This is a genomic window from Desertihabitans aurantiacus, assembly GCF_003344635.1.
Taxonomy (GTDB): Bacteria; Actinomycetota; Actinomycetes; order Propionibacteriales; family Propionibacteriaceae; genus Desertihabitans; species Desertihabitans aurantiacus.
Genome location: NZ_QPKK01000058.1, coordinates 1 through 16,048, shown reverse-complemented (window position 1 = coordinate 16,048; position 16,048 = coordinate 1). Strand labels below are relative to the sequence as shown.

Genomic DNA, 16,048 nt, shown 5'->3' with positions numbered 1-16,048 from the left:
CGCGGACGCGGTGCGCTGGTTCATGGCCGCCGGCGGCTCGCCCTGGGCCGCGCGCCGGGTGGGTCACCAGACCATCGGCGAGACCGTCCGCAAGGTGCTGCTGACGTACTGGAACTCCGTCTCCTTCCAGGCGCTCTACGCCCGCGCCAACGACTGGACGCCCACCGGTGCTGCTCCCGCGGTGGCCGAGCGGCACGTCCTCGACCGCTGGCTGGTCTCGGAGACCCACACGCTCATCGACCGGGTGACCGAGGCGCTGGAGGCCTACGACACCCAGCGGGCCGGCGCGCTGGTCAGCGAGTTCGTCGACGGGCTGTCCAACTGGTACGTCCGGCGTTCGCGCCGCCGCTTCTGGGAGGGCCAGCCGTCGGCACTGTGGACGCTGCACGAGACCCTGCACACGCTGACCTGCCTGATGGCTCCGCTGGCCCCGTTCATCACCGAGCGGGTCTGGGCGGACCTGTTCGTGGCCTCGGGCAGCGTCGAGGTGGACTCGGTGCACCGGGCGCCCTGGCCGGTGGCCGACCCGTCCCTGGTCGACACCGCCCTGGCGGAGTCGATGGCGCTGACGCGTCGGGTGGTCGAGCTGGGCCGGGCCGCGCGCTCGGAGGCGAAGGTGAAGATCCGCCAGCCGCTGTCGCGGGTGCTCATCCCGAGCGCGGCCGACGCCCGGCTGACCGACGAGCTGCGGGCCGAGGTGGCCGCCGAGCTCAACATCGAACGGGTGGAGAGCTTCTCGCGAGCCGGTGACCTGGTCGACCACAGCGCCAAGGGCAACTTCCGCGCGCTCGGCAAGCGGTTCGGCAAGCAGACCCCGACGGTCGCCCAGGCCATCGCGGACGCCGACGCGGGCGCGCTCGCCGCGGCGCTGGCCGACGGCGGCACCGCCACGGTCGAGGTGCCCGGGCTGGGTGCGGTCGAGGTGGGTGCGGAGGAGGTGCTGCTCACCGAGCGCCCCCGCGAGGGCTGGTCGGTGGTCAACGAGCACGGCGAGACCGTCGCGCTCGACCTGCACCTGACCCCGGAGCTGGTCCGGGCCGGGCTCGCCCGCGAGGTCGTCCGGCTGGTGCAGGAGGCCCGCAAGGACTCCGGCTTCGACGTCTCGGACCGGATCAGCCTGCGCTGGTCGGCCGAGGGCGAGCTGGCCGAGGCCCTGCGCGAGCACGCCACGCTGGTGGCCGGTGAGGTGCTGGCCACCGAGATGACCGAGGACGGGGCGGACGGGGCCGACGGGGAGTGGCGTCGCGACGAGGAGCTCGGGCTGGCCTTCGCCGTGCGACGGCGCTGACGCGGACCGGCGGGAGCCGCCCGTGACCGGGGTGCTGGTCGGGTTCTCGATCATCGGCTTCGTGATCGCCGTCGGCTGGCTGCTGGGACGGCTGGGGATCGTCGAGCAGGAGTCGCGGTTCGTGCTCAACAAGGTGGCCTTCTTCGCCGCCGGGCCCGCGCTGCTGTTCACGGTGCTCTCCCAGGCCGACGTGTCGGTGCTGTTCTCGGAGTTCCTGCTGGTCACGCTGTGCGCCTTCGTCGTGGTGGCGTTGCTCTACGCCGTGCTGGCGCGGGCGCTGCTGACCAGGGACACCGGTCGGGTGCTGGTCGGGGCCTTCACGTCCGGCTACTCCAACGCCAACAACATCGGCCTGCCGGTGGCGGTCTACGTCATCGGGGACGCCCAGTTCGCCGGACCGGTGCTGCTGCTGCAGCTGCTCGTGCTGTCCCCGCTGCTGCTGGCCGCCCTCGACCTGGCGTCCTCGCAGCGTTTCAGCCTGCGCCGGGTGCTCACCCAGCCGTTCCGCAACCCGATCGTCGTCGCCGCCGCGGTCGGTGCGCTGGTGTCGGTGCTGGGGATCCGGGTGCCCGCCCCGGTGCTGGCCCCGATGGAGATCCTCGGCGGGGCCGCGGTGCCGCTGATGCTGCTGGCCTTCGGGGTCTCCCTCGGCGGCGAGCGTCCGCTGCGGCCGGGCTCGGGTCGCCGCGAGATCGTGCTGGCGGTGGTGCTCAAGGTGGTGGTGATGCCGGTGGTGGCCTACCTGCTGGCCCGCTTCGTCTTCGGGCTGCCCGACGACCTCGTCTACGCCGTCGTCATCCTCGCGGCCCTGCCCAGCGCGCAGAACATGTACCAGTACGCCCTGCGCTACCGCACCGGCGAGGTGGTGGCCCGCGACGTCGTCCTCATCACCACCGTGCTCGCGCTGCCGGTGATGCTGCTCATCGCCTGGCTGCTGCGCGGCTGAACGCCCGCGGCCCGACACGCGGGTCGGCCGGCCGTCGCCCCCCGCACGTGACGTCTGCATGACGACCGGCACTAAGTCTTGCCTTCCCCCCGCCCCCGGCCGTTAACGTATACGTATGCATCTCACCGAGAAGGACCTCGCCCGCGTCGACGGACGGGTCACCGTCCTGCGGGCGCCCGACCGCCCGGACGTCGCGGCCCAGTCCGATCCGGCGGTGCGGGACACCGTCAGCGCCATGCTCCTCGACATCGAGGCCGGCGGGCTGGACGCCGTCCGCCGCTACGCCGAGAAGCTGGACGGCTGGACCGGCGGCACCGACTTCACCGTCGACGCCGACGCCATCGAGCAGCGCACCGCCGACCTCCCCGACGACCTCAAGCTGGCCCTCGACACCGGGGCCGAGCGGACCCGGCGCTTCGCCGAGATGCAGCGCGCCCACCTCACCGACTTCGAGGACGAGGTCGTCCCCGGGGTGGTCTGCGGGCAGCGCTACATCCCGGTCGGGACCGTCGGCGCCTACCTGCCGGCCGGGCGGTTCCCGCTGCTGGCGAGCGCGTTCATGACGATCGGCGTGGCCCGCGCGGCCGGCGTCGGCCAGGTCGTCTCCACCACACCGCCCTCGCACCAGGGCACCGCCCACCCCGCCGTGCTGTACGCGGCCCGGGCCTCCGGCGCCGAGCGCGTGCACACCATCGGCGGCGTCCAGGCGCTGGCCGCGATGGCCTTCGGGCTGCTCGACGGCGACCCGGCCGACATGGTGGTCGGCGCGGGCAACGCCTACGTCGCGGAGGCCAAGCGGCAGCTCTTCGGCCGGGTCGGGATCGATGTCCTCGCCGGACCGTCGGAGGTGGCGGTGATCGCCGACGAGCAGGCCTCGCCGGTCATGGTGGCCGCCGACCTGCTGGCCCAGGCCGAGCACGGACCCACCTCCCCGGCCTGCCTGGTGACCACCTCGCTGGAGCTCGGCCAGGCCGTCCAGCGCGAGATCGCCCGACAGCTGGAGGGTCTGGCGACCCGCGACATCGCCGGCGCGGCGTGGCGCGACTGGGGCTCGATCTACGTCGTGGAGGACGACGAGGCGGCGGCCCAGGTGATGGACCTGCTGGCGCCGGAGCACCTGGAGATCCTCACCGAGGACCCCGACTGGTACCTGCGCCGGCTCACCAGCTACGGCTCGCTCTTCCTCGGGCCCTGGTCGACGGTGGCCTACGCCGACAAGGGGATGTCGGGCACCAACCACGTGCTGCCGACCGGACGGGGTGCCCGCTACACCGCCGGGCTGTCGGTCACCGGCTACCTCAAGCAGGTCACCTACCAGCGCGCCACCCGGGAGGCGACCCGGACGCAGGCCGAGCCCGTGGTGACCATCGCCGACTTCGAGCAGATGCCGGGGCACCGCGACAGCGCCCAGCTCCGGCTCGACCTGATCAGCTGACCACCGCTGCGCGTGCGTCTGCATGCGTATGGACGACTGGCTCCGGCCACCGATCGAGGGGAACGACGTTGTTCGACCACTTCTGGACGAAGGCGGCTGCCGGCTGCCTCGTCGCGGTCAGCCTCCTGCTGACCGGCTGCGGCGCCGGGTCGCGCACCGCGGCCAACACCGCCACCGAGGTCGCCTGCGACTTCACCAACCCGCCCGAGCCGGTCACGGTCAACGTGCTGGCCTACAACTCCTCGGCCGTCGACCCGTTCACCAACACGATGGTCGCCAGCTGCAGCCACGACAACGTGACCCTGGAGCACGACCCGATCGACTTCGCCGGCCAGGTGCAGAAGACCACCGCCACCCTGTCGGGCGACAGCGGCACCTACGACATCATCGAGAGCTACTCCTTCGTCATCCCGCAGTACGGCTCGGAGGGCAAGCTCGAGCCGTTGGACCCCTACATCGAGGAGTTCGGCGACAAGTACGGCCTCGACGCCATCAACCAGGAGATGCTCGACTCACTGAGCTACGAGGGCAAGGTGTACGGCCTGCCGATGCAGGCGCAGATGCTCGTGCTGGCCTACCGCGAGGACGTCTTCGACGAGCTCGGGCTGCAGCCGCCGACCACCTTCGCCGAGCTGCGCGAGGTCTCCCAGGCCATCCAGGACGCCGGTGAGATCCAGTACCCGCTGGCCCTGCCGTGGCTGTCGAGCTCCGACATCGGCACCGCCTACAAGGCGGCCCTGGGGTCGCAGGGCGTGGACTACGTCGACCCCGACACCCGGGAGCCGCTGTTCACCTCCGAGGAGTCGCGGACGGCCCTGGAGGAGATGAAGTCGCTGGTGCCCTACATGGACCCGCAGGTGACCACCTTTGACCAGCCCAAGGTGCAGCAGCAGCTGTTCAACGGTGACGCCGCGATGGGGATCATGTTCTCCGGGCGGATGGTGGACCTCACCAAGGACACCAACACCGAGCACGCCGGCGACTTCGCCTTCGCCGCGCCGCCGGCCGTCCTGGAGGGTGGTCGTCAGTACGGCGCCCTGTCGGTCGACGGGTGGTCGATCCCGGTCAACACCCAGGTCGACAAGCGCCTGCTGTTCGAGCTGATCGCGGCGTCGGTGGGCGAGGACGCCTCGCGGGCGTCGATCCCCGCGGCCTACCCGGCGCGGGAGGGCCTGGTGACCGAGGAGAACTCCCCGTACGCGACGGCGGCGAACGAGGCAATCCAGAACGTGCCCGAGCCCGCCCCCTTCCCGTGGGTGGCGAAGATGAGCAGCGGCACCAGCGAGGTCGTCGCCCAGGTCGTCACCGGGGCCATCCCGGTGGAGGAGGGCCAGCGGCAGATGCAGGAGATCGGCGAGCAGGTGATGGCCGAGCAGGGCTGAGCCCCCGGCACCGCGACCCACGGTGCGGCGGGACGACCTCCCGCCGCACCACCCCAACACCCCGGGAAGGGGGAGCACCCATGCGCAGACGGGAGTTCGTCGCCCTGACGCTGCCCAGCGTGCTGGTGATGTTCGGCTTCATGCTCGTCCCGCTCTACCGGACGGTGGAGTGGAGCTTCGAGCGGGTCAGCTACGGCCAGGCGGGCACCTTCGTCGGCCTGCAGAACTACCTGGCGGCCCTCACCGAGCCGCGGTTCGGCCGGGCGGTGGTGTTCACCGTCGGCCTGACGCTGGTGGTCACGGTGGTCACCATCTGCCTCGGCTACCTCATCGCCACCCTGGTCAACGGCCTGGGCCGGATGCGTCCGCTGGTGCTGGGGATCTTGCTGGTCTCCTACGTGATCCCGCACGTGGTCGGCGCCGTGTCGTTCTCGTGGCTGTTCGACTCCAACTTCGGCGGGGTCGCGAACTTCCTGCTCGGCCGGCTGACCGGCGGCGACGTGCTGTGGTTCACCGACCTGTGGCCCAACCGGCTGATCATCGCCCTCAACGTCATCTGGTCGATGCTGCCCTTCGTCATGCTGATGATCCTGGCCGGGCTGCAGGGGGTCTCCCGCGAGACGCTCGAGGCCGCGCAGATCGACGGGGCCGGCACCCTCGGGCGCCACTGGCACGTGATCATCCCGAGCATCCGCGGCGTGCTCGGCTTCGCGGTGCTGATCTCGACCATGGACGTCCTGCGCACCTTCGACAACCTGATCCCGCTCGCACCGCAGGCGGTGGGCCTGGGCAACGAGTCGATCATGCTCTACATCTACAACGTCGCCTTCCGCGAGGGCGCGGAGGACCTCGGGCTGGGCAGCGCCATCAGCGTGCTGACCATCCTCATCATCCTGGTCCTGCTCTACCCCTCCATCCGCTCGATCCTGAAGGAGGCGAAGGAGGCGTGAGCACCCTGACCACCGCCGACTCCGGCACCGCCCGACCCCTCGACGCCGCTGCGGAGGTCGTCGCCCGGCGGCTGCCCCGCGGACGCCGCCGGACCACCGCCGCCGTGCTCGGCGGGCTCTTCCTGGCCGCCACCTGCGTCATCATGTTCGCCCCGTTCCTGTGGACGATCATGGCCTCGACGAAGACGACCCGGGAGGCCTTCGCCAACCCGCCGGTGTTCCTCTACGAGCCGACCGCGACGGCCTTCGTCGACCTGTGGCAGACCACCGACTTCTACCTCTACCTGATCAACACCCTGGTGGTGGCGGTGATCACCACCGTGGTGGCCCTGCTGGTGGGGCTGCCGTGCGCCTACGCGCTGTCACGGTTCCCCGGCTACGTCTCGGCCGGGCTGCTCATCCTGGCCCTGGTCTTCCGGGCGCTGCCGCGGTTCGCGGTCGTGCTGCCGATGTACGACATCTCCCGGGCGCTCGGGGTCTACGACACCACCTACGCGCTGGCGGCGGCGCTGATCGCCATCAACCAGCCGTTCACCATCTGGCTGCTGCGCAACTTCTTCGCCGAGATCCCGCGTGAGCTGGACGAGGCCGCCATGGTCGACGGCTGCACCCGGCTGCAGATGCTGCGCAAGGTGATGATCCCGCTGATGGGTCCGGGCATCCTGACCGCGGGGATCTTCACCTTCCTCTTCGGCTTCCAGGAGTACCTGACCGCCGCCATCCTCACCGACACCACCTCGAAGACGGTGCCGGTCTTCATCGCCACCCAGCTCGGTCAGACCCTGCCGATGCTGCAGCAGGCGGCAGCGGCCACCGTGCTGCTGACGATCCCGGTGATCGGCATCGCCTTCGTGGCGCAGAAGTACCTGGTGGCCGGGCTCAACTCCGGCGCCGTCAAGGGCTGAGGCGGGGCGCGTCCTCGGCGCGTCGCAGCGGTGTGCCCGCGGTAACTGGGTCGCTGACACGGGGTCGGCTGGCTACCGTGCCGCGCGTGGTGGACACGGGGAAGGACGTCACCATGGTGCTGTGCACCCGTGACGGGACGTTGATGGGGGCGTTGCCGCGGTTCTCGGTGCCGACGCCGTGGTGGCAGGAGGTCGGTGAGGTGGTCGCCGGGTGTCGGGGACGTCACGGCCTGGACGTCGTGGTGCTCCGGCTCCTCACGGCACCGGTGGAGCGCACCTCCGGTGGCGAGGTCGCCTACCTGGCCGAGGTCACCGGTGGGGAACCGAGGGGGCTGCTGCCCTGGTCGGGGGACCCCGCCGCCGACCACCCGCTGCGCCAGGCCTACGCCCGCCCCGGCGGACCGGCCCGCGACGTGGCGTGGGCGGTGGAGGCGCTGGTCGCGACCGGGCGCTCCCTCAGCGGGCCACCGCAGCAGGTGAAGACCTGGAACCTCTCCAGCATCTGGCGTCTCCCCACGAGCACCGGCGACACCTGGCTGAAGAGCGTCCCGCCGTTCTTCGCCCACGAGGGCACGCTGATGAGCCGGCTGGAGGCGGTGTCGGTGCCGCAGCCGATCGCCGTCGAGCCGGGTCGGGTGCTGCTGCCCGGCGTCGAGGGGGTGGACCACTTCGGCGCCACCGGCGAGCCGCTGCTGGCGATGGTGGAGGAGCTGATCGCCCTGCAGGTGGCCCACCTCGGCCGGACCGAGGAGCTGTTCGAGCTGGGTCTCCCGGACCGGCGGCTGCCCGCCATCGCCCCGCGGCTGGCAGCCGTGGTGGAGGAGCAGTCCGCGGCGCTGACCACCGAGGAGCGTCGCCGGCTGGCTGTCCTGCTGCAGACCCTCGACACCCGGGCACGCGACCTGGCGGCGTGCGGCATCCCGGACACGCTGGTGCACGGGGACTTCCACCCCGGCAACGTGCGCGGCAGGCCCGGGCGCTACGCCATCCTGGACTGGTCGGACTCCGCGGTGGGCCACCCGCTGACCGACGAGCTCGCGTTCTTCCGTTCCCTCGGCGAGGGAGACCGCGAGCGGGTCCGGGCGGCCTGGTCGGCGTCCTGGCGCCGGGTCGTCCCGGGGTGCGAGCCGGAGCGCGCGGCCGAGCTGCTCCAGCCGGTGATGCCGCTGGTCGCCGCGATGGTCTACGCCGACTTCTGCGCCCAGATCGAGCCCGACGAGCGCGTCTACCACACCCGCGACGTCCCCGCGGCCCTGCGCGCGGCCGCCTCGCTGCCGGTCGGCTGACCGGCCCGACCGGCGGTGACCTGGCGCCGCATGTCGCGGTGGCGATGAGTCGGGCCGCTCGGCGCGTCCTACCGGGAACAGTGCCGACAGGACGGGAGGACCAGATGAGCCAGCTTCTGGGCGCGCGGGCGTCACCGTCTGCGGTGACGGGTCGGGGCGGGGCAGGACGCCGAGCGCCCTCGGTCACGAGGTGCTGGAGGAGGCGGAGGCGCGCGGACCGGGCCGACGTCCGGCTCGGCGGCGGTGCGACCACCATGTCCGACCGATGGAGATCGGGCGGTCAGCCAGCCGACAGCTGGGCGGCACGCCCCGGGGCCGCTGCCGTCACCACCGCCGGCCCTGGGCAGGGTGGGGCGTCGGGCGCACCGGTCGGCGTCGCGTCAGGAGGTGCAGAGGCAGAAGGGGTGGCCGGCGGGGTCCAGGAGCACCCGGAAGGTCTCCCCGGGCTGGTGCTCGGCTCTGGTCGCCCCCAGCTCCAGCAGGGCGGCCTCGGCGGTGTCGAGGTCGTCGACCATGACGTCGAGGTGCATCTGCGGGGGCTGGGACTGCGAGGGCCAGCTGGGCGGGGTGCAGTCCTGCACCTGCTGGAAGCAGAGGGCGGCTCCGTACTCGGCGCGCACCTCCGTCCAGTCGCCGGAGCCCTGGACCTCCCAGTCCGGCATGGCGCCGTGGGAGCGGGCGAGCACCACGGGGCCGGGGCAGTCGAGGACGGTGGTCGGGAAGTGCGCGATGGCCCTGACTGGACGCTGACCCGAGTGCGCACCGCGTGTCGGCCCTCCCGTGGGCCCTGGTGCACCGGCTTCCGACACGGTCACCCCGGACGGACGGCCGCCAGCTGGGCGAGGTGGCGCATCAGGACGTCGGCGATGTTGTAGACCACCAGCTGCGCCCCCGCCTCGAAGGAGGCCGACGCCTGCTCCGGGGTGAGCACGATGTCCATCCGCAGCGCCCCGTGCGCGGCGACCGCCCGGTGGACCTTGTCCAGGCACTCCGGCAGCGGCGGGTCGGTCTCGGTGCGCGAGGCGGCCAGGTCGGCACCGCCCACCATCAGGCCGTCCAAGCCGGGGACGTCCAGCACGTCGTCGACCGCGCGCACGCCGGCGGGGGACTCGATCATCCCGATCACCAGCGCCTGGCCGGCGCGCGCCCGGTGCTCCTCGGGCGGTACCCGGCCGAAGTCGCCGGCGCGGGTGTAGGTGGCGAACCCCCGGTGCCCGTGCGGGGGGTACCGCACGGAGTCCACCAGCCGCGCCGCGGTGGCCGGGTCGTCCACGTGCGGGGCGACGACCCCGGCTGCCCCCTGGTCGAGCGCCCGCAGCACCAGGGCCGGTTCGTCGCTGCCGGTGCGGACGAGCACGTCCAGACCGTGCAGCTGCGCCACGGTGACGTGGCGGCGCAGCTCGACCACGTCGGCCGGGCCGTGCTCGCAGTCGATGAGCACGAAGTCGAAACCGCTGACCGCGGCCATCTCGAGCAGGTCCTCCGACGGCAGCCGGAGCAGCACGCCGAGCAGCCGCTCCCCGGCGTCCAGACGCCGTCGCAGCCCGGGGGGCGGGACGCCCATCAGGCCACCATCCCGGCCGACAGGTCGACGTCGGCGCCGCACAGCCCCGGCATCTGCAGCATCGCCAGCACGGCCCGTCCGACCTCCTCCTCGGTGACCATCCGGCCGAGCGCGGCCCGGGAGACGAAGGCGTCACGCGCCTCGGCCACGGTGGTGCCGGAGCGCTCGGCCTCGAGGCGGAAGTTGCGCTCCATCCGCGGGCCCTCGACGGGGCCGGGAGAGAGGCTGTTGACGTTCACCCCGGCGGGCCCGACCTCGAAGGCCAGCGTGGTGGTGAGCCCGAGCACGGCCATCTTCGAGGCGCAGTACGGCGTCCGCCCGGCGAGCGGGCGCTTGCCCGAGACCGAGGCGACGTTGACGACGTCCCCCCGTCCGGCGCGCACCATCGCGGGCAGGAAGGCCCGGCACACCAGGAACACCCCGCGCACGTTGACGTCGAAGACCTCGTCCCAGTCCTCGACCGCGATCTCGGTCAGGGGTGCGACCGGGCCGGCGATCCCGGCGTTGTTGACCAGCACCGAGACGTCCTCATCGGCGAGCTCGTCGGCCAGCGCGGCCACCTGCCCGGGGTTGCTGACGTCGGCGACGGCGCAGCGCACCCGCTCGCCCAGCCGCCCGGCCACCGTCTCCAGCGTGCTGCGGCGCCGACCCACCAGCACCACCCGGGCACCGGCGCCGTGCAGGCTGGTCGCGATGGCGGCGCCGAGCCCGTTGCCGCCGCCGGTGACCAGGGCCGTCCGGCCGGTCAGGCTCACGCCCGGTCCCCGGCGGGTACGGCGCGGGCCGCCTCGATCCAGTCGAAGGCCTGACCGGTGTGCTTCCAGACGCGGACGTCGCCGGAGCGGGCGTGGCCCTCGAACCGCTCGACCCGGGCGGCCCGGCCGCAGACCTCGCCGAGCATGCTGCTCGTCTCCTCCGAGCGGACCTCCTGGTAGGTCACCGTCTTGAGGTACTTCCCGACCCACAGGCCCCCGGTGTAGCGGGCCGAGCCGAGAGTCGGCAGGACGTGGTTGGTGCCGATGACCTTGTCCCCGTAGGAGACGCAGGTGCCCTCGCCGAGGAACAGCGCACCGTAGCTGCGCATCTGCTCCAGCGCCCGGCGTGGCTCGCGGGTCAGCACCTGCACGTGCTCGGAGGCCAGCGAGTCACCGAGGGCGAACGCCTCGTCCAGGTCGTCCACGACGACCACCTGGCCGAAGTCGCGCCAGGCCGGCTCGGCGTAGTCGCGGGTGGGCATCGTGGGCAGCAGGGCCTCGACGTGGCGCAGCGTCTCCTCGGCGACGCGGGTGCTCGGAGTGATGAGCACCGCGGGCGACTCGGGCCCGTGCTCGGCCTGGGAGAGCAGGTCGACCGCGCACACGAACGGGTCGGCCTCCTCGTCGGCGATGACGAGGATCTCGGTGGGCCCGGCGAACAGGTCGATCCCGACCTCCCCGTACAGCTGGCGCTTGGCCTCGGCGACGTAGGCGTTGCCCGGGCCGGCGATGGTGGCGACGGGGGAGATCGTCTCGGTGCCGACGGCCATCGCGGCCACCGCCTGGACGCCGCCGAGCAGGTAGATCTCGTCCGCGCCGGCCATCGCCATCGCGGCGACCGTGGCCGCGGGCACCTCGCCCTGGATCGGCGGGGTGCAGGCCACCACCCGGGGCACCCCGGCCGCCTTGGCGGTGAGGATGGTCATGTGCGCCGAGGCGGTCAGCGGGTACTTGCCGCCGGGGACGTAGGCGCCGACCGAGTCGACCGGCACGTGCCGGTGACCGAGGAACACCCCGGGCAGGGTCTCCACCTCGAGGTCCTGCAGGGTCGCCCGCTGGGCCTCGGCGAAGCCGCGCACCTGGTCCTGCACGAAGCGGATGTCGGCCACGACCTGCTCGGGCAGCCCGGCGATGATCTCGCGCACCTGCGCCTCGTCGAGGCGGAACGCGGCGGGGCTCCACCGGTCGAAGGTCTCGGAGTGCTCCCGCACCGCGGCGTCCCCGCGCCCGCGCACGTCGGCGATGATCTCGGCGACCCGCTGGCTGACCCCGGCCTGCGTGGTGTCGGCGAACGACTTGCTGCGACCCTGCTTGAGGTAGTGCGGCACGGGAGCTCCTCCATCGACGTTGACATACGTATGCTTGACCAGTGAAACGGACGGGGTCCGTGGCCGTCAAGGGCGGGTGTGCGGCATGATGCGGGCGGTCAGGAGGTAGCCGATGGTCACCAGCCACGACGTCGCGCGGCTGGCTGGGGTCTCCCAGCCGACCGTGTCCCGGGCGTTGCGGGACAGCCCCAACGTCTCGGCGGAGACCAAGGAGCGCGTCCGGCGGGCGGCCCGCAGCCTGGGCTACGTCATCAGCGACTCCGGTCGCGCACTGGCCAGCGGTCGGACCCGCCGGGTGGGGCTGCTGGTCACCGACCTGGAGAACCAGTTCTACCCCTACGTCATCGCCGCGATGCACCGCCAGCTCGAGGCCCTGGACCACCAGCTGATCCTGCACACCGAGGACCGCGACGGCGAGAACGTGACCGAGCGGTTGTTCTCCCACGGGCTCGACGGCGTCCTGCTCGCCACCACGACCAGCGACTCCGCCCTGCCGGTGCGGCTGCGTGACCGCGGCGTCCCGTTCGTCTACTTCAACCGGACGTCGGCGGTCGAGGCGGACTCGGCCACGGTCGACGCCGCTGCCGGTCTGGGTGAGGTGGCCGGTGCGCTGGCCGACCGCGGGCACCGGCGGGTGGCCGCGATCTTCGGGCCGCGCAACACCAGCACCGGGGAGGAGCGCGAGGAGGCGTTGCGCGAGGCGCTGGAGCACCACGGCATCGGGCTACCACGGGCGCTGACCCACCGCGGCCCCTTCGACGTCGAGACCGGCCACGCCGGGATGCAGCGCTTCCTCGCGCTGGCCGAGCCTCCGACCGCGGTCGTCTGCAGCAACGACGTGGTCGCCATCGGGGCGGTGAACGCCGCGCACGAGGCCGGGCTGGCGATCCCGGAGCAGGTGTCGGTGGTCGGCTTCGACGACCTGCCGCCGGCCCGGTGGCCGGTCTTCTCCCTGACCACCGTCGCCTACGACCTCACCGCCATGGCGCAGGCCGCGGCCCGGTTGCTGATCGAGCGGATCGAGGCGGGGGACCGGCCCGGCACCTACCGCCACGAGGTGTTCCCGACCAGGCTGGTGCACCGCCGGACGCTGGCGGCCGCCCCGATGAGCTGAGCCGGGCCTGGCGCAGGACACCCTTGCGGGCGGCTCCTGCATACGCATACAGTCAGGGACGGCACCCGACCCGACCCGAGGAGCAGCCCTGATGGCGCTTGACCCCGTCGCCTACCAGCCCTACGCCGACCCCGACGACTTCATCCGCGAGGTCACCGACCTCATCTGGGTCGACCGGGCCATCGGCTACATCAGGGAGAACTACGAGCCGGACTCCATCGTCCACGGCGTGCTCGGCACCTCGGTCGGCCGTGACGAGGTCATCCAGGGCAGCCTGATGCGGATCGCCGACACCCCGGACCGGATCGGGCAGGCCGAGGACGTGGTCTGGGAGCAGCGCGGGGACGACGCCTTCCTCAGCTCCCACCTGGTGCTGAGCATCGACCCGCACACCGGGTTCCGCAGCCGCACCATCGCCAACTGCCTCTACCGCCGCGGCCGGATGGTCGAGGAGTGGGTGACCCGCGACGGCCTGGCCATCGCCCTGCAGACCGGCCAGGACCCCGACGAGGTCGCCGCGCAGCGGAAGTTCGCCGGATTCACCGGCTCGATGACCCGGCCACCCAAGCCCGACATCACCCGCGACGGCGACAGCGGCCCCCGGCCCGACGACTTCCGGCCCGAGGTCGAGATGGTGCTGGAGTTCCTGGAGAACGTGTGGAACCAGCGCGAGCTGGAGAAGGTCGGCCGGTACTGGATCCGCGACCTCGTGCTCAACGACGTCGCCGACCGCACGGTGATCCGGCCCGAGGGCTACCGGCGCTCCCTGCTCACCCTGCTGCGCGCCTTCCCGGGGGCCCGCTTCGAGTGGCGCGACGTGCAGACCCACCACGCCGAGCGCTACGCCGGTCTGCGGATCGCCGTCACCTGGCGGATGCTCGGCGTATACGACGGCATGGCCGACTACGGACCGCTCACCGGGTCACCGGTGGAGGTGCTGGGGATCTCGCAGTTCCTCGTCCAGGACGGCCGCCTCGTCAAGGAGACCCGGGTCTACGACGACCTCGCCATCCGCACCCAGATCATCGGCGCCCGCGGCGACACCGCCTACGAGCCCACCAACATCTACTGACCCGCACACCCGAGGAGCACCTCATGACCGACCTCGTCGACCGTCCCACGACCACGCTGTCGCGCGCGGAGGTGGAGCGGCGCACCATCCGCCGCAGCGACTGGGTGCCCTGCCAGGCCGCCTTCATCGACTGCCGCACCCCCGGCTCGGACCGCAAGTCCAACTTCCAGTTCATCGGCCCCGGGGTCTCCCAGAGCTCCACCCAGTTCGTCAACCTGACCGACCCGCACGGGTTCAACCTCGGCGCCGCCGGGATGCCGAACGGGGTCAGCAACAGCCTGCACCTGCACTTCACCGCCGAGGTGTTCATCAACCTCGGCGGGGAGTTCCTCATCCGTTGGGGCGTGGACGGCACCGAGGGCGAGTACCTCTGCAAGGACGGCGACATCATCTCGGTGCCGACCTGGGCCTTCCGCGGGTTCACCAACGTGGGCCCCGACGACGGCATCCTGCTGACGATCCTGGGCCACGACGTGACCGGCGGCATCATCTGGGGCCCGGCCGTGCTGCGCGACGCCGAGTCCCACGGGCTGCACCTCACCGCCGACAACCGCCTCATCGACACCGTGGCCGGCGACGTCGTGCCCGACGACGTCGCCCTGATCAAGCCGATGCCGCAGGAGCAGATCGACGCGCTGCGCCGCTGGTCGGTGGAGGAGATGCGGGCCCGGGTGATGGCGCCGGGCGACCGCCGCCCCGTCGAGCACGGGCTGCTCTGCGGCACCCTGCCCGGTGGCGGCGCCCGGATCACCCCGGTGATCGGCTACGGCATGGTCGAGGACCGGCGCGCCCAGCCGCTGCTGCACGAGCCGCACACCTTCAACGTCGCCTGGCTGACCGCGACGCCCGGGGAGGGCGTGCTGAGCCACCGCCACGAGCGTACCCAGGTGCTGGTCGCCAAGTCCGGGCGCTGGCAGGTGCACCTGGAGGACCAGACCGTCGAGCTCGGCCCCGACGACATGCTGTCGGTGCCGCAAGGCAGCTGGCGCAGCTTCCACCTGCTGTCCGAGGCCGGCTCGCCCGCCGAGCCCGGCACCGGCGAGCTGCTGGTCGTCAACGGCGGTGACGACCGGGTGCTGCTGGAGTGGGCGCCGGAGGTGGTCGGGGCCGCCGAGCGCTCGGGCTGGGTGCTGGACCCCAACGGCTACCTGGCGCCGGCCGCGGTGATGCGCACCGCCACCGAGGACGACTGACCCCGGTGGTCGAGCCGCACAGCGAGGAGGAGGGGCCTGCGCCGCGGGACGTCCCGTCCTGGACGCTGGCGGTCTGCCAGGTGCCGGTCGACATCGACGACCCGGCCGGCACCGAGCAGGCGGCTGCCGCGGCGCTGGAGGAGGCGTGCCGGCGCGGTGCGGCCCTGGTGGTGCTGCCGGAGCTGCTGCTGAGCGGCTACGTGTTCGCCGACCGGGACGAGGCGAGGCGCCGGGCCGAGCCCGCCGAGGACGGCCCGACCTCCCGGTTGGTCCGACGCGTCGCCGGATCGCGGGCGGTCGTCGTGGCCGGTTTCTGCGAACGCACCCCCGACGGTGACGTGACCAACAGCGCCCTGCTGGTCCAGGACGGCCGGGTGCGGGCGGTGCACCGCAAGACCCACCTGTGGGGCGGCGTCGAGAAGGCGGTCTTCACCCCGGGCACCCGCCGCAGCCCGGTGGTCGACACACCGCTGGGTCGGATCGGGCTCGGCATCTGCTACGAGATCGAGTTCCCCGAGTGGGTCCGCGACCTCGCCCTGCGTGGCGCCGACGTCGTCGCCGCGCCGAGCAACTGGCCCTGCGAGACGCCGCTGCTCCCCGACGAGGTGACCGAGGTCGTCCAGGCCCGGGCCGCGGCCGCCGGCTCCGGGGTCTACCTCGCCGTCGCCGACCGGGTGGGCCCGGAGCGGGGCGTGGACTGGGTGGGCGGCAGCGTGGTGGCCGACCCCGCCGGGCGCCGGCTGACCGAGCCGGCGCTGGGGCGCGCGGGGGTGCTGCTGGCCGAGGTCGACGTGCGGCGCGCCCGCGACAAGCGCCGTGGGCACCACAAC

At 72.7% G+C, this 16,048-nt stretch carries 15 protein-coding genes; 11 read left to right on the top strand and 4 right to left on the bottom strand.

What is annotated here, in order from left to right:
- The 7 genes from DVA66_RS07035 to DVA66_RS07005 form a co-directional block, all read left to right on the top strand.
- Window positions 1–1,288, top strand: a 1,288-nt coding sequence (locus DVA66_RS07035; protein ID WP_157973881.1) for a DUF5915 domain-containing protein, incomplete at its 5' end; no start/stop codon positions are given.
- Window positions 1,289–1,310: 22 nt separating this feature from the next.
- On the top strand, window positions 1,311–2,234 hold the full coding sequence (locus tag DVA66_RS07030; protein ID WP_114559431.1) for an AEC family transporter: 924 nt from the start codon (window positions 1,311–1,313) through the stop codon (window positions 2,232–2,234).
- Between the two features lie 115 nt (window positions 2,235–2,349).
- On the top strand, window positions 2,350–3,669 hold the full coding sequence (gene hisD, locus DVA66_RS07025) for a histidinol dehydrogenase (protein WP_114559430.1): 1,320 nt from the start codon (window positions 2,350–2,352) through the stop codon (window positions 3,667–3,669).
- Window positions 3,670–3,737: 68 nt separating this feature from the next.
- On the top strand, window positions 3,738–5,051 hold the full coding sequence (locus DVA66_RS07020) for an ABC transporter substrate-binding protein (RefSeq protein WP_114559429.1): 1,314 nt from the start codon (window positions 3,738–3,740) through the stop codon (window positions 5,049–5,051).
- A gap of 80 nt (window positions 5,052–5,131) precedes the next feature.
- Window positions 5,132–6,001 carry a carbohydrate ABC transporter permease gene (locus DVA66_RS07015; protein WP_114559428.1) on the top strand — a complete coding sequence of 290 codons (870 nt, stop codon included), beginning with the start codon at window positions 5,132–5,134 and terminating at the stop codon, window positions 5,999–6,001.
- Window positions 5,998–6,906: a carbohydrate ABC transporter permease gene (locus tag DVA66_RS07010; protein WP_114559427.1), complete on the top strand. Its 909-nt coding sequence runs from the start codon at window positions 5,998–6,000 to the stop codon at window positions 6,904–6,906. The genes DVA66_RS07015 and DVA66_RS07010 overlap by 4 nt, the downstream gene beginning before the upstream one ends.
- An 86-nt stretch (window positions 6,907–6,992) precedes the next feature.
- Window positions 6,993–8,192 (top strand): aminoglycoside phosphotransferase family protein, encoded by a 1,200-nt coding sequence (locus DVA66_RS07005; protein WP_157973880.1) that lies wholly within the window; start codon window positions 6,993–6,995, stop codon window positions 8,190–8,192.
- Between the two features lie 380 nt (window positions 8,193–8,572).
- Here the strand turns inward: DVA66_RS07005 and DVA66_RS07000 are convergent, their stop codons facing one another.
- The 4 genes from DVA66_RS07000 to hisD (DVA66_RS06985) all read right to left on the bottom strand — a co-directional run bounded on the left by DVA66_RS07000 (window position 8,573) and on the right by hisD (DVA66_RS06985) (window position 11,839).
- Entirely contained in the window at window positions 8,573–8,923 is a 351-nt protein-coding gene (locus DVA66_RS07000) for a VOC family protein (protein WP_114559432.1), read from the bottom strand.
- Between the two features lie 80 nt (window positions 8,924–9,003).
- Complete coding sequence (locus DVA66_RS06995; RefSeq protein WP_114559425.1) at window positions 9,004–9,756, bottom strand: HpcH/HpaI aldolase family protein; 753 nt, start codon at window positions 9,754–9,756, stop codon at window positions 9,004–9,006.
- On the bottom strand, window positions 9,756–10,511 hold the full coding sequence (locus DVA66_RS06990) for an SDR family NAD(P)-dependent oxidoreductase (protein ID WP_114559424.1): 756 nt from the start codon (window positions 10,509–10,511) through the stop codon (window positions 9,756–9,758). The genes DVA66_RS06995 and DVA66_RS06990 overlap by 1 nt, the downstream gene beginning before the upstream one ends.
- On the bottom strand, window positions 10,508–11,839 hold the full coding sequence (gene hisD / locus DVA66_RS06985) for a histidinol dehydrogenase (protein WP_114559423.1): 1,332 nt from the start codon (window positions 11,837–11,839) through the stop codon (window positions 10,508–10,510). The genes DVA66_RS06990 and hisD (DVA66_RS06985) overlap by 4 nt, the downstream gene beginning before the upstream one ends.
- 112 nt (window positions 11,840–11,951) lie before the next feature.
- On the opposite strand from hisD (DVA66_RS06985), the gene DVA66_RS06980 reads away from it, so the two are divergent.
- The 4 genes from DVA66_RS06980 to DVA66_RS06965 all read left to right on the top strand — a co-directional run.
- Window positions 11,952–12,953, top strand: coding sequence for a LacI family DNA-binding transcriptional regulator (locus tag DVA66_RS06980; protein WP_114559422.1), 1,002 nt, complete (start codon window positions 11,952–11,954; stop codon window positions 12,951–12,953).
- 91 nt (window positions 12,954–13,044) lie between these two features.
- The gene (locus tag DVA66_RS06975; RefSeq protein ID WP_114559421.1) at window positions 13,045–14,025 is read left to right on the top strand and encodes a nuclear transport factor 2 family protein; all 981 of its coding nucleotides are present in this window, start codon (window positions 13,045–13,047) and stop codon (window positions 14,023–14,025) included.
- Window positions 14,026–14,048: 23 nt separating this feature from the next.
- Window positions 14,049–15,218 (top strand): cupin domain-containing protein, encoded by a 1,170-nt coding sequence (locus DVA66_RS06970; protein WP_114559420.1) that lies wholly within the window; start codon window positions 14,049–14,051, stop codon window positions 15,216–15,218.
- Window positions 15,219–15,223: 5 nt separating this feature from the next.
- The coding region (locus tag DVA66_RS06965; protein WP_114559419.1) for a nitrilase-related carbon-nitrogen hydrolase at window positions 15,224–16,048 on the top strand (825 nt) is incomplete at its 3' end.